Source organism: Pseudomonas sp. GM84 (assembly GCF_000282535.1).
Classification (GTDB): Bacteria; Pseudomonadota; Gammaproteobacteria; order Pseudomonadales; family Pseudomonadaceae; genus Aquipseudomonas.
The window spans coordinates 1-12,702 of sequence record NZ_AKJC01000249.1 but is presented as its reverse complement, the minus strand read 5'-3'; the positions used below and the strand labels follow the sequence as shown (position 1 = coordinate 12,702).

The 12,702-nt window shown below is 63.5% G+C and carries 10 protein-coding genes and 2 pseudogenes; 8 read left to right on the top strand and 4 right to left on the bottom strand.

The annotated features are described in order from the left end of the window. Positions 1–264: 264 nt before the first annotated feature. The 4 genes from secA (at position 265) to PMI38_RS19720 (ending at position 6,003) form a co-directional block, all read left to right on the top strand. Positions 265–3,000 (top strand): preprotein translocase subunit SecA, encoded by a 2,736-nt coding sequence (gene secA / locus PMI38_RS19735; protein WP_008097656.1) that lies wholly within the window; start codon positions 265–267, stop codon positions 2,998–3,000. 87 nt (positions 3,001–3,087) lie between these two features. After that, on the top strand, positions 3,088–4,305 hold the full coding sequence (argJ, locus tag PMI38_RS19730; RefSeq protein WP_008097654.1) for a bifunctional glutamate N-acetyltransferase/amino-acid acetyltransferase ArgJ: 1,218 nt from the start codon (positions 3,088–3,090) through the stop codon (positions 4,303–4,305). Positions 4,306–4,429: 124 nt separating this feature from the next. Continuing rightward, the gene (locus PMI38_RS19725) at positions 4,430–5,062 is read left to right on the top strand and encodes a glutathione S-transferase family protein (RefSeq protein ID WP_008097652.1); all 633 of its coding nucleotides are present in this window, start codon (positions 4,430–4,432) and stop codon (positions 5,060–5,062) included. Beyond that, complete coding sequence (locus PMI38_RS19720; RefSeq protein WP_008097649.1) at positions 5,059–6,003, top strand: Nudix family hydrolase; 945 nt, start codon at positions 5,059–5,061, stop codon at positions 6,001–6,003. The genes PMI38_RS19725 and PMI38_RS19720 overlap by 4 nt, the downstream gene beginning before the upstream one ends. Positions 6,004–6,137: 134 nt before the next feature. On the opposite strand, the gene PMI38_RS19715 is transcribed toward PMI38_RS19720, so the two are convergent. Together PMI38_RS19715 and PMI38_RS27955 are read right to left on the bottom strand one after the other, a co-directional pair. Continuing rightward, positions 6,138–6,704, bottom strand: coding sequence for a cob(I)yrinic acid a,c-diamide adenosyltransferase (locus PMI38_RS19715; RefSeq protein ID WP_008097647.1), 567 nt, complete (start codon positions 6,702–6,704; stop codon positions 6,138–6,140). Between the two features lies 1 nt (position 6,705). Then, positions 6,706–7,992 carry a two-component system sensor histidine kinase NtrB gene (locus PMI38_RS27955; protein ID WP_443216397.1) on the bottom strand — a complete coding sequence of 429 codons (1,287 nt, stop codon included), beginning with the start codon at positions 7,990–7,992 and terminating at the stop codon, positions 6,706–6,708. Positions 7,993–8,010: 18 nt separating this feature from the next. Between PMI38_RS27955 and PMI38_RS27950 the strand changes: the two are divergent. Then, positions 8,011–8,103: pseudogene (locus PMI38_RS27950) on the top strand (hypothetical protein); the annotation flags it as partial. On the opposite strand, the pseudogene PMI38_RS27945 reads toward PMI38_RS27950, so the two are convergent. Further along, positions 8,095–8,364: pseudogene (locus tag PMI38_RS27945) on the bottom strand (PAS domain-containing sensor histidine kinase); the annotation flags it as partial. The pseudogenes PMI38_RS27950 and PMI38_RS27945 overlap by 9 nt on opposite strands. A 410-nt stretch (positions 8,365–8,774) precedes the next feature. Beyond that, positions 8,775–9,692, bottom strand: a complete 918-nt coding sequence (locus PMI38_RS19705; protein ID WP_008097643.1) for a putative 2-dehydropantoate 2-reductase — start codon at positions 9,690–9,692, stop codon at positions 8,775–8,777. Between the two features lie 100 nt (positions 9,693–9,792). On the opposite strand from PMI38_RS19705, the gene PMI38_RS19700 reads away from it, so the two are divergent. The 3 genes from PMI38_RS19700 to PMI38_RS19690 all read left to right on the top strand — a co-directional run bounded on the left by PMI38_RS19700 (position 9,793) and on the right by PMI38_RS19690 (position 12,676). Beyond that, on the top strand, positions 9,793–10,278 hold the full coding sequence (locus PMI38_RS19700) for a YajQ family cyclic di-GMP-binding protein (RefSeq protein WP_008097642.1): 486 nt from the start codon (positions 9,793–9,795) through the stop codon (positions 10,276–10,278). Positions 10,279–10,392: 114 nt separating this feature from the next. Further along, the gene (locus PMI38_RS19695; RefSeq protein ID WP_008097639.1) at positions 10,393–11,232 is read left to right on the top strand and encodes a mechanosensitive ion channel family protein; all 840 of its coding nucleotides are present in this window, start codon (positions 10,393–10,395) and stop codon (positions 11,230–11,232) included. Between the two features lie 199 nt (positions 11,233–11,431). After that, positions 11,432–12,676: an MFS transporter gene (locus PMI38_RS19690; protein WP_008097638.1), complete on the top strand. Its 1,245-nt coding sequence runs from the start codon at positions 11,432–11,434 to the stop codon at positions 12,674–12,676. The last annotated feature ends 26 nt before the right edge of the window (positions 12,677–12,702 follow it).

Below are 12,702 nucleotides of genomic sequence, written 5' to 3'. Positions count from 1 at the left end.
GCCGGCTTGCCGGCGACAGGGCCGGTACAGGCAATAAAGAATACGAGCCATTCTCGATACGTTTCATCACGCTCTGGGTTGAACTCAGGGAAAATGCCCTTATCTTAGAAACGCCCCCCCTAAACGCTGTGCCAGCATCGTGGAAATCCACCACTTTCCTCACCATCGTTTCCGGGTAGAATGCTCGTTCGCATGCGGCCTCAGGGCTGCACGGGCGACTCATGGGGCCGCCCTCCATCCCTACGTGTGGAAGATCCTGCCGATATGTTTGCGCCTTTGTTAAAGAAACTTTTTGGAAGCAAGAACGAGCGTGAAGTCAAACGCATGCTCAAGACGGTGAACATCGTCAATGCCTTCGAAGAGAAAATGGTCGCCCTCTCCGATGAGCAACTGCGCGCCAAGACCGCAGAGTTCAAGGAGCGCCTGGCCAAAGGCGAGACACTGGACCAACTGTTGCCCGAAGCCTTTGCCGTGGCCCGCGAAGCCGGCAAGCGCGTGATGGGCATGCGCCACTTCGACGTGCAGCTGATCGGTGGCATGACCCTGCACGAGGGCATGATCGCAGAAATGCGTACCGGTGAAGGCAAGACCTTGGTCGGTACCCTGGCTGTTTACCTGAACGCGCTGTCCGGCAAAGGCGTGCACGTGGTCACGGTCAACGACTACCTGGCCCGTCGTGACGCCAACTGGATGCGTCCCCTGTACGAATTCCTCGGTCTGTCCGTGGGCATCGTCTCGGCCTTCCAGCCGCCGGAAGAAAAGCGCGCCGCTTATGCTGCCGACATCACCTACGGCACCAACAACGAATTCGGCTTCGACTACCTGCGCGACAACATGGCATTCAGCCAGGAAGAGAAGTTCCAGCGTGAACTGAACTTCGCCGTAATCGACGAAGTCGACTCGATCCTCATCGACGAAGCCCGTACGCCGCTGATCATCTCCGGCCAGGCCGAAGACAGCTCCAAGCTGTACATCGAGATCAACCGCCTGATCCCGCGCCTGACCCAGCACATCGAGGAAGTCGAAGGCCAGGTCACCCAGGAAGGCCACTTCACCATCGACGAGAAGAGCCGCCAGGTCGAGCTCAACGAACTGGGTCACCAGTTCATCGAAGAGATGCTGACCCAGGCCGGCCTGCTGGCCGAAGGCGAGAGCCTCTACTCGGCGCACAACCTGGGCCTGCTGACCCACGTCTACGCCGGCCTGCGCGCGCACAAGCTGTTCCACCGCAACGTCGAGTACATCGTCCAGGACGGTCAGGTCCTGCTGATCGACGAACACACCGGCCGGACCATGCCGGGTCGCCGCCTGTCCGAAGGCCTGCACCAGGCCATCGAGGCAAAAGAGAACCTGAACATCCAGGCCGAAAGCCAGACCCTGGCGTCGACCACCTTCCAGAACTACTTCCGCCTCTATACCAAGCTGTCCGGCATGACCGGTACTGCCGACACCGAAGCGTTCGAGTTCCAGTCGATCTACGGCCTCAACGTGATGGTCATCCCGCCGAACAAGCCGTTGGCGCGTAAGGACTTCAACGACCTGGTGTACCTGACCGCCGACGAGAAATACGCCGCGATCATCGCCGACATCAAGGAAAGCATGACCCTGGGCCGTCCGGTGCTGGTGGGTACGGCGACCATCGAAACCTCCGAGCACATGTCGAACCTGCTGAAGAAGGAAGGTATCGACCACAAGGTACTGAACGCCAAGTACCACGAGAAGGAAGCCGAGATCATCGCCCAGGCCGGTGCCCCGGGCGCGCTGACCATCGCCACCAACATGGCCGGCCGTGGTACCGACATCCTCCTGGGCGGTAACTGGGAAGCTGAAGTGGCGGCCCTGGAAAACCCGAGCGCCGAGCAGATCGCCCAGATCAAGGCCGATTGGCAGAAGCGTCACCAGCAGGTGATCGAGACGGGTGGCCTGCACGTGATCGCTTCCGAGCGCCACGAGTCGCGCCGTATCGACAACCAGCTGCGTGGCCGTTCCGGCCGTCAGGGTGACCCAGGCTCCAGCCGTTTCTACCTGTCGCTGGAAGACAGCCTGATGCGTATCTTCGCCTCCGACCGGGTGAAGAACTTCATGAAGGCCCTTGGCATGCAGTCCGGCGAGGCCATCGAGCATCGCATGGTCACCAACGCCATCGAGAAGGCTCAGCGCAAGGTCGAAGGTCGCAACTTCGACATTCGTAAGCAGCTGCTCGAATACGACGACGTGGCCAACGAACAGCGCAAGGTGATCTACCACATGCGCAACAGCCTGCTGGCCGCCGAGAACATCGGCGACACCATCGAGGAATTCCGCAAGGAAGTGCTCGATGCCACCATCAGCCAGCACATCCCGCCGCAGTCGCTGCCTGAGCAGTGGGACGTGGCCGGCCTGGAAGCAGCACTGTCCAGCGACTTCGCCATGAAGTTGCCGATCCAGCAGTGGCTCGACGAGGACGACCACCTCTACGAGGAGACCCTGCGCGAGAGGCTGCTGAAGGAAATCACCGACGCCTACACCGAGAAGGAAGACCAGGCCGGCATCGACGCCCTGCGTACCTTCGAGAAGCAGATCCTGCTGCGCGTGCTGGACGACCTGTGGAAAGACCACCTGTCGACCATGGACCACCTGCGTCACGGCATCCACCTGCGCGGTTATGCGCAGAAGAACCCGAAGCAGGAGTACAAGCGCGAGTCGTTCAGCCTGTTCCAGGAACTGCTCGAGTCGATCAAGCGCGACACCATCCGCGTGCTCTCGCACGTTCAGGTACGTCGCGAAGATCCGGCCGAAGAGGAAGCCCGCCTGCGCCGCGAAGCCGAAGAGCTGGCCAGCCGCATGCAGTTCCAGCATGCCGCCGCGCCAGGCCTTGAAAGCGAGCAGCTGAGCGAGGAGGGCGCCGAAGTGGCCGTGGCCGCTGCCCCGGTGCGCAACGAGCAGAAGCTGGGCCGCAACGAGCCGTGCTGGTGTGGTTCGGGCAAAAAATTCAAGCATTGCCATGGTCAAATCGAGTGATCTGACCTGATTGTTGTATCGTGACAAACCTGGGGGCCGCATTGCGGCCCCCTTTTTCCATATTCACGGTTTTCTAGGAGCGCTCTAATGGCTGTTGGTCTTGGTCCTTTGCCCACCCTGCACCCGGTTCCGGGTTTTGAACTCGGCATCGCCTCTGCGGGCATCAAGCGCCCAGGGCGCAAGGACGTAGTGGTGATGCGCTGTGCCGAAGGCTCCAGCGTTGCTGGCGTGTTCACCCTCAACGCGTTCTGCGCCGCGCCCGTGATCCTCTCCAAGCAGCGCGTGCAGGGCATCGTGCGCTACCTGCTGACCAACACCGGCAACGCCAACGCAGGTACCGGCGCGCCAGGCCTGGCCGCCGCCGAGCGTACCTGCGCCAAGCTGGCGGAACTGACCGGTGTACCTGCCGAGGCAGTGTTGCCGTTCTCCACTGGTGTGATCGGTGAGCCGCTGCCCGTCGAGAAGATCGAAGGCGCCCTGCAGGCCGCGCTCGACAACCTTTCGGAAAATAACTGGGCTGAAGCCGCTACCGGCATCATGACCACCGACACCCTGCCCAAGGGTGCCAGCCGTCAGTTCCAGCACGACGGCGTGACCGTCACCGTGACCGGCATCAGCAAGGGCGCCGGCATGATTCGCCCGAACATGGCGACCATGCTCGGCTACATCGCCACCGACGCCAAAGTCGCCCCGGCTGTGCTCAAGGACCTGATGCTCGACGGCGCCAACAAGTCGTTCAACCGCATCACCATCGATGGCGACACCTCGACCAACGACTGCTGCATGCTGATCGCCACCGGCAAGGCCAATCTGCCGGAAGTCACCGAAGCCAGTGGCGCGCTGTTCGAAGCGCTGAAAAAGGCGGTGTTCGAAGTGTGCATGGAAGTGGCCCAGGCCATCGTCCGTGACGGCGAAGGCGCCACCAAGTTCGTGACCGTGCAGGTCAACGGCGGTGGCAACCACCAGGAGTGCCTGGATGTCGGTTACGCCGTGGCCCACTCGCCGCTGATCAAGACCGCGCTGTTCGCCTCTGACCCGAACTGGGGCCGTATCCTGGCGGCCGTGGGCCGTGCCGGCGTACCGGAGCTGGATGTCAGCCTGATCGACGTGTACCTGGACAGCGTCTGCATCGCCAGCAAAGGCGGGCGCAGCCCGAGCTACACCGAAGCCCAAGGTTCGGCGGTGATGGCGCAGGAAGAAATCACCATCCGTATCGAACTGGGCCGTGGCCAGTGCAGCGAAACCATCTGGACCACTGACCTGTCCCACGAATACGTGAAGATCAACGCCGAATACCGTACCTGATTCAAGGGCCACATCGCCGGCAAGCCGGCTCCCACAGGTTTTGCACTGCTCTTCTTGTGGGAGCCGGCTTGCCGGCGATGGGCTGCAAAGCAGCCCCAAAACCCCAAACATATGGAGCCGACCCATGAGCTATCACCTGATCATCGGCGACAAGCTGTATTCCTCCTGGTCGCTACGCGGCGCCCTGGCCCTCGAACTGGCTGGCGTGCCCTACGAAGAAACCCTGATCAAGCTGAACCAGCCCGACACCCGCCAGCGCCTTCTCGCTTTCTCCGCCACCGGCAAGGTGCCGCTGCTCAAGACCGAGCACGGCGTGATCGCCGATTCCCTGGCCATCGCCGAATACCTCAACGAACAGCACCCCGAAGCGCAATTGTGGCCTGCCGACGTGGCAGCCCGGGCCCAGGCCCGCTCGGCCTGCGCGCAGATGCACAGTGGTTTCTTCGCCTTGCGCGGGGCCATGCCGTTCGACCTGTCCCGTGACCAGGCGCTGGAAAATGTGCCGCTGGACGTGCAGGTGGACATCGACCGTATCGTTGCGCTGTGGTCCGAATGCCGTCTGGTGGCCAAGGACAGCGGGCCGTTCCTGTTCGGCAGGCCAACCTTGGCCGACGCCTTCTTTGCCCCCGTGGCCGTGCGCTTGCGCACCTACCGCGTGGAGGTGCCCGCTGCGGCGGCGACCTATATCGAGACCATTTACCAGTGGCCGGCCTTCAAGGCCTGGCAGCAAGCAGGCCTGGCGGAGCGTGAAGGGTGAAACGGATTCATGTAGTAGCGGCCGTCATTCGCGGCACCGACGGCCGTATCCTGATTGCACGGCGCGCAGATACCCAGCACCAGGGCGGCCTGTGGGAGTTCCCCGGCGGCAAGGTGGAAGAGGGCGAGAGCGTCGAAGCAGCCTTGACCCGTGAGCTGCGCGAAGAGCTTGGTATCGAAGTGACCCGTTCAAGGGCGCTGATCAAGGTCAGTCACGATTACCCGGACAAGCAGGTCCTGCTGGACGTTCGCGAGGTCGAGGCATTCACGGGCGAGCCCCATGGTGCCGAAGGCCAGCCACTGGCATGGGTGGCACCCCGGGAGTTGGCGCAATACGAGTTTCCTGAGGCCAACAAGCCGATTGTCGCTGCAGCGCGCCTGCCAGATCAGTACCTGATCACCCCGGACGACCTGGAAGTGCCTGCGCTGCTCAAGGGTATCCAGAAGGCAGTGGCATCCGGCATTCGCCTGATCCAGCTGCGTGCACCGGACATGTACGACCCTAAATACCGCGACGTTGCGGTGGATGCGGTGGGCCTGTGTGCGGGCAAGGCGCAGCTGATGCTCAAGGGGCCGCTGGAGTGGCTGGGCGACTTCCCGTCGGCCGGTTGGCACCTGACTGCCGCGCAACTACGCAAATATGCCGCCAAGGGGCGGCCGTTCCCGAAAGATCGTTGGCTGGCGGCGTCCTGCCACAGCGCCGAGGAACTGGCGTTGGCCGAGCAGATGGGGGTGGATTTCGTCACCCTGTCGCCGGTACAGGCGACCCAGACCCATCCTGAGGCGCAGCCGCTGGGGTGGGATGAGGCGCAGCGGTTGATTGCCGGGTTCACTCACCCGGTGTTCTTGCTGGGTGGCGTTGGGCCGTGTGACCGGGAGCAGGCCTGGGAAGCTGGGGCTCAGGGTGTCGCCGGGATTCGGGCGTTCTGGCCCGAGGCCTGAAAGCAGGGGCCGCTTTGCGGCCCATTCGCGGGACAAGCCCGCTCCCACCGGTAGCGCGCCGGACTCGAGTTCTGCACGGTGTCTGTGGGAGCGGGCTTGTCCCGCGAACGGGCTGCAACGCAGCCCCGGCGATTTCAATCCTGCGGCTTTTCTGCTGGCTGCCAAAGCACTTCGGCAACCCCCTGCCGCCGCCCGATGATCCGCGCCGCCACGAACAGCAGGTCGGATAGCCGATTGATATACGCCAACCCCACCCCCTCCAGCGGCTCCACGGCATTCAACTGCTGACACCGCCGCTCGGCGCTGCGCGCCAGGCTCCGGCACACATGCGCCTGGGCGATCAATGCCGAACCACTGGGCAGGATGAAGTTCTTCAGCGGCCCCAGCTCTTCATTCCATACATCGATGGCGCCCTCCAGGCGCTCTACCTCGGCCTGGTTCAAGGCCTGATAGCTGGGCATCGCCAACTCACCGCCAAGGTCGAACAAGCGGTGCTGACACGGCGCCAGAACCGTGCTTACTTCTTCCAGCCCTTGCTCGGCCAGTCCCGCCAGCAGCAATCCAAGCTGGCTGTTGAGGCTGTCCACCTCACCAATCGCTTCGATCCGAGGATGGTCCTTGGGCACCCGGCGCCCATCGCCCAGGCCGGTTTCGCCCTTGTCGCCGGTGCGGGTGTAGATCTTCGACAGGCGATAGCCCATGTCATGCCTCCGTGGTGTTCGGCGCGGCCGTTGCCGGCTGGCCGAGGGGCAGGCGCAGGGTGAAGCAGGTGCCCTGGCCGGGCGTGGACTGCACTTCCATCTGCCCCTTGTGGTTGTTGGTGATGATGAAGTACGACACCGACAGGCCAAGCCCGGTGCCCTGGCCGATTTCCTTGGTGGTGAAGAATGGCTCGAAGGTGCGTTTGCGCACCGCTTCGGGCATGCCGACGCCATTGTCCTCGACCTGGATTTCGGCCCAGGGTGGGTTGAGCCTGGTGCGCAGGATAATGCGTCCGGGTTCGCTGGGTTGTGGCCGCTGGTGGATGGCCTGGGCGGCGTTTTTCAGGAGGTTGAGCAGCACCTGCTCCAGTTCGTTGGCCGTGCAGGGCACAGGCCCGAGGCTGGGGTCGAACTGACGGATGATGGCCTGGCCCTTGAAGTCGAAGCCGATAGCCAGGTCGAAGTCGTTACTGGCGATCTCCACTGCCTGGTCGACCAGCGACGGTAGGTCGCAAGGCGCCAGTTGGCGGTTGCTGCGGCGGCTGAAGCTGAGCATGTGGGTGACGATCTTGGCCGCTCGGGCGCCGGCCTGCTGGATGCCGTCGAGCAGCTGCGGCACTTCCCGGCTTTCCAGGTAGCGGCTGACGCTGGGCAGGTCGATGCCCAGCTCGCTGGCCTGCTCCTGATTGCGCGGCAGCTCCGGCGACAGGCGCCGGCGGATGTTCTGCACGTTGTGCAGGATCGCCCCCAGCGGGTTGTTGATTTCGTGCGCCATGCCGGCTGCCAGGCCGCCGACCGAGAGCATTTTCTCGGACTGCACCATCATTTCTTCCAGTGACAGGCGCTGGGTGATGTCGTCGATGCGGATGACCACGCCTCGGCCGCCGCCGCCCATCAGCGGGTAGAAGGTCAGGGCGTAATGGCGCAGGTCGTCGTCCTTGGGCCAGGTGACCCGCTCGATCTTCGCCACCCGATGTTTCTCCACGGTTTCCTTGAGCTGCGGCAGAAATGGCTTGAGCGGTTCGAAGGCGATGAAGATCGGCTGGTTCAGCGCCTCGTCCAACGGTGTCCCGGAGAGCACCGTGGCCTCGTGGTTCCATTGGGTGACGTAAAGCTGCTCGTCGAGGGCGATCAGCGCCGACGGCATGGAGTCGATGATGCTGTTGAGGTAGTTCTGGAAGCCCGTCAGCTTCTTCTCGATCTTGCTGCGCACCTGGACTTCCAGCTCCAGCTTGCGGTTGGTATGGCGGGTTTCCTCGGCCAGGCCCTGGGCCTGGTCAAAGGCCATCTGGAACTCGTCACGGGTGCGCTTGAGCTGCTGCTCGCGGGCTTCGATGCGCGACAGCATGGTGTTGAACGCCTGGGCCAGGCTGCCGATCTCGTCGTCGTTGCCGCGGGTGGCGCGCAGGGCGTAGCTCTCTTCGCGGGTGACCTGGCGGCTGAGCTCTTCGAGCTGGTTGATCGGCTGGGTGATCAGGCGTTTTATCTGCCGGGCGATGACCAGCCACAGCAGCACGCTGAACACCAGGATCGCCAGGCTGGCGCTGAGCGTGCCGGTGTAGAAGGCGGTCGGCAGTTCGCTGCTGGCCACCAGCAGCAGGTGCGCGGGTGGGCTGGCGTCGCGGGGGATGCGAATCAGCTGGGTGCTGCGAAACTCCATCAGGCGCCAGCCATCGATGTTGCGGTAACGCTTGGGCAGGGCCAGCGGTTCGCCGTGCTGCAACTGCGCCAGCATCCGCCCGTCGCCGCCATACAGGGCAGCTGCGCGCAGGGGCGTGTAGCTGTCCAGCTCCTTGAGCAGGGCCGTGGCGTTTTCTGCATTGTCACCCGCGCGGGCCGACAGCTGTGGGTTGGCCACCAGGCGGCCGATGGTCTGCAAGGCTTGGGGCGCCATGCTCTCCTGGGTGATCCAGTAGGCGGCGCTGATGAAGGTCAGGTTGGCTACCAGCAGGATGGTCACCAATAGCACCAGCAAGGCGGCCAGCAGCTTCTGCCCGACCGGGAGGTTTTCCAGGCGTTGGCGCAAGGTCATGGGCAAGGCAATGTCCGTATCCGGTTGTAGGGGCCGCGTCAGGCGCTGGGCAAGTCGCGCGCTCGCAGGTTATCGACCAGGCGCTGGTGCAGGTGTTCCAGCTGTGGCAGCGCCACGCCGTGCCGCGCCGCCGTTCGGCAGGCGTGGCCGAGCAGGTAATGCACCTCTGTACGCCGGCCGGCGCGCACGTCCTGGTACATGGAAGAGTAGTTGGCTGCGGTGGCGAGGATTACCCGTTGCACTTCCTCACCCAGGTCGTCGGCGGCTTTGGGCTGGCCACAGCGTTCCAGCAACTGGCCCAGTTCCGTGCACAAGGCGTCGACTTCATCCAGATGTCCGAGCAGGCCGCCGTTCTGGCAGTCGTGCAGCACGGTCAATGGGTTGATCGCGCAATTGAGCGCCAGTTTGCGCCACAGGCGGGTGAGGATGTCCACCGTCCATTCGGCGGGGATGCCGGCATCCTGCAGGTCGTCGAACCATTCGGGTACGGCGGGATTGGCGGCATCGCCCAGCCAGTTGAAACCTTGTCCGGCAAAGCGCACCCGCCAGTCGTCCTCGCGGAATGCGCCTTCGGTGCTGGAGGCGAAGATGCAGCGGGCGTGGGGTACCTGGTCGGCGACTTCGTCCTGGCTGCCCAGGCCATTTTGCAGCAACACGATTTCCGCGCCCTCGGCCAGGCGTGGAGCCAGGCGCGCGACGGCAGGCGCGGCGTCATAAGCCTTGCAGGCCAGGAGCAAGCGGTGGATCGGCCCGCTGGCGTCGGCCGTTTCGGCGGGGATCGCGAAGCGGGTGGTCTGGTCCTGTTCGGCCAGGGTCAGGCCACCCGCCTGTTGATAGGCCTGCAGCCGCTGCCCATCGCGCAGGATCAGACGTGTTGCCTTGCCCGCCCGTGCCAGGCGGCAGGCCCAGAGGCTGCCGAGGCTGCCGGCGCCGAGAATATGCCAGGTGCTGCTCATCTGCGTTTCGCAACCCGTTATAATGAGTCCGCATTTTAACCGTCAAACCCCGCGCGCTCCATCATCACGCCGAGCGCGCTTTTATTTTGGGAGATCAACCATGCCTTCGTTCGACGTGGTATCGGAACTGGATAAGCACGAAGTGCAGAACGCCGTCGAAAACGCCATCAAGGAGCTCGATCGCCGTTATGACCTCAAGGGCAAGGGTAGCTTCGAGTTCAAGGACAAGGAACAAACCGTGCTGCTGACCGCCGAAGCCGAGTTCCAGCTCGAGGCGATGATCGAAATCCTGCGTCTGGCGCTGGTCAAGCGCAAGATCGACGTCAAATGCCTGGAAACCAAGGAAGCCTACGCTTCCGGCAAGGAAATGAAACAGGAAGCCAAGTTCCGCGAAGGCATCGACAAGGAGCTGGCGAAGAAGATCGTCGCCCACATCAAGGACGCCAAGCTCAAGGTCCAGGCTGCCATCCAGGGTGAGCAGGTGCGTGTGACCGGCAAGAAACGTGACGACCTGCAGGAAGCCATTGCTGCCTTGCGTGCCAAGGAATTCGACATGCCGCTGCAGTTCAACAACTTCCGCGACTGATCGAACCGCCGTCCGGAACCCCGATGGCGCAATGATGTCCATGGGGACCATGGCCGCGCAAATGTGCGCGGCCCGATTTACCGTGTACTTGCCGTTCGGCATCAGGAGATAAACATGGATTTGAACGCTGAGGTCGATCAGCTGGTCCGCCAGTCGCAGACATGGATCCCGTTGATCATGGAATACGGCAGCCGCCTGTTGCTGGCGTTGCTGACACTGGCCATCGGCTGGTGGTTGATCAACAAGCTCAGCGCACGCCTGGGCAAGGTGGTTGGCTTGCGCGCCGACGTGGCGTTGCAGAGCTTCATCAGCACCCTGGCCAACATCATCCTCAAGGTGCTGTTGCTGGTCAGCGTGGCGTCGATGATCGGCATCGAGACCACCTCGTTCGTCGCGGCCATCGGTGCCGCCGGCCTGGCCATCGGCCTGGCGCTGCAGGGTAGCCTGGCGAACTTCGCCGGTGGTGTGCTGATCCTGATGTTCCGCCCGTTTCGTATTGGCGACTGGATCGAAGCCCAGGGAGTAGCGGGGACCGTCGACAGTATCCAGATCTTCCATACCGTGCTGCGCACCGGCGACAACAAGACAGTGATCATGCCCAACGGCAGCCTGTCCAACGGCATCATCACCAACACCAACCGCCAGCCGACGCGCAAGGTCGTGTTCGACGTAGGCGTGGATTACGAGGCTGACCTGCAGAAGGCGCGCAATGTGCTGCTGGAGCTGGCGAAGGACCCACGTGTATTGCCCGACCCGGCGCCGCAGGCGGTGGTCGCCACCCTGGGCGACAGTTCGATCACTGTGTCGCTGCGACTGTGGACCAAGACCAGCGATTACTGGGATGTGATGTTCATGCTCAACGAACATGCGCGTGACCGGTTGAAGGCCGAAGGCATCGACATTCCGTTTCCGCAGCGGGTGATTCGCGTGGTGCAGGAGACCGCTGCGCAGTAACCCTGCGTTTGCAACAAGGGGCCGCTTTGCGCCCCAATCGCCGGCAAGCCGGCTCCCACATGTGTATGCAGTACTGTGGGAGCCGGCTTGCCGGCGATTGGGGCGCGAAGCGGCCCCTTGTCTTTACACTTGTTCACAGCCAAACCCCGCCATTTCTGGCATATAGCCTGACCCCACCTGCCGCTACCTGAAACCCATCATGAAGCCACTGCTGTACATCACGCCCTTCAGGGCCCTGTTATTTGGCCTGACCCTTGCCCTGTTCGAACTGCTGACGTACCTGGCCAGCGATGCTGTCATGCCGGCCATGCCCGTGGTGGTCGAGCACCTGAACGCCAGCCCGGAGTACATCCCCCACGCGCTCAACCTGTACTTGCTCGGTGGCGTGGTCTTGCAGTGGCTGATCGGCCCGCTGGCCGACCGCTATGGCCGTCGGCCCCTGCTGCTGGCCGGTTGTGCCTTCTTCGGCGTGGCGTGCCTGGCGACCTACTGGGTGCAGGACATTGGCGTGTTCAACCTGCTGCGCCTGCTGCAGGGCATCGGCCTGGGGTTCGTGGTGACGGTCAGCTACCCGGCGCTGAACGAAGCGTTCAGTGAAGCCGACGCAGTGCGGATGATGGCGCTGCTGGCCAACATCGCCTTGCTGTCGCCGTTGCTGGGCCCACTGGTAGGCACCTTGATGCTGCAGTGGCTGGACTGGCGCTGGCTGTTCGTGGCGTTCGCCGTGGGTGCCGTGCTGTGCTGGGTGCTGCTGCATCGCCTGATGCCGGAAACCCTGGGTGTGGAACGCCGGGACGGTTCGCGCCTGCCCTTCACGCCGATTCACCTGCTGCCGCTGCTCGCCGGTTACGGCCAGCTGCTGACCAACCGCAAGTTCGTCGCCGGTAGTGCGGCACTCGGCCTGGTTGGCCTGCCGCTGATCGGCTGGATCGGCCTGTCGCCGGTGTTGCTGATTCACGATGAAGGCCTCACCACGATGGCGTATGCGCTGTGGCAGTTGCCCGTGTTCGGCGGGCTGATCCTCGGCAACCTGATCATCAACCGCATTGCCGATCGCTACCCGCTGGCGACGCTGGTACGCGGGGCCCTGTGGCCTTACCTCGCAGGTCTGGGCCTGCTGGTGTTGGCGACGTGGTACTGGCCGTCGGTGACCAGTGTGGTGGCGGGCATGTCGCTGTATGCGTTGGGCCTGGGTGTGGCCAATGCGGTGCTGTACCGCATGACGCTGTTCTCCAGCGAGCAGAGCAAAGGGCTGGTGTCGGCCATGTTGGGGATGATCACCATCGCCTTGCTGGGGCTTGGCGGAGCGGTGATGGCGATGATCGGGGCGGGGGCCAGCCTGTTGCACTTTGCCGTGGCGGCGGGTGTGGCCGGGGCGCTCGCCCTGTGGCCGCTGTGGTTCGTGGTGGGTGGGCGGTCTGGGGAAGGGGCTGTGGTGCAGTAGTGGCCGCACGGGCCCTATCGCCGGCA

Coding starts and splice junctions, on each gene's coding strand:
- PMI38_RS19690 (WP_008097638.1), top strand. CDS start 11,432: ATGAAGCCACTGCTGTACATCACGCCCTTCAGGGCCCTGTTATTTGGC.
- PMI38_RS19715 (WP_008097647.1), bottom strand. CDS start 6,704: ATGGGCTATCGCCTGTCGAAGATCTACACCCGCACCGGCGACAAGGGC.
- PMI38_RS27955 (WP_443216397.1), bottom strand. CDS start 7,992: ATGGCCTTTGACCAGGCCCAGGGCCTGGCCGAGGAAACCCGCCATACC.
- PMI38_RS19705 (WP_008097643.1), bottom strand. CDS start 9,692: ATGAGCAGCACCTGGCATATTCTCGGCGCCGGCAGCCTCGGCAGCCTC.
- PMI38_RS19695 (WP_008097639.1), top strand. CDS start 10,393: ATGGATTTGAACGCTGAGGTCGATCAGCTGGTCCGCCAGTCGCAGACA.
- PMI38_RS19700 (WP_008097642.1), top strand. CDS start 9,793: ATGCCTTCGTTCGACGTGGTATCGGAACTGGATAAGCACGAAGTGCAG.
- secA (WP_008097656.1), top strand. CDS start 265: ATGTTTGCGCCTTTGTTAAAGAAACTTTTTGGAAGCAAGAACGAGCGT.
- PMI38_RS19725 (WP_008097652.1), top strand. CDS start 4,430: ATGAGCTATCACCTGATCATCGGCGACAAGCTGTATTCCTCCTGGTCG.
- argJ (WP_008097654.1), top strand. CDS start 3,088: ATGGCTGTTGGTCTTGGTCCTTTGCCCACCCTGCACCCGGTTCCGGGT.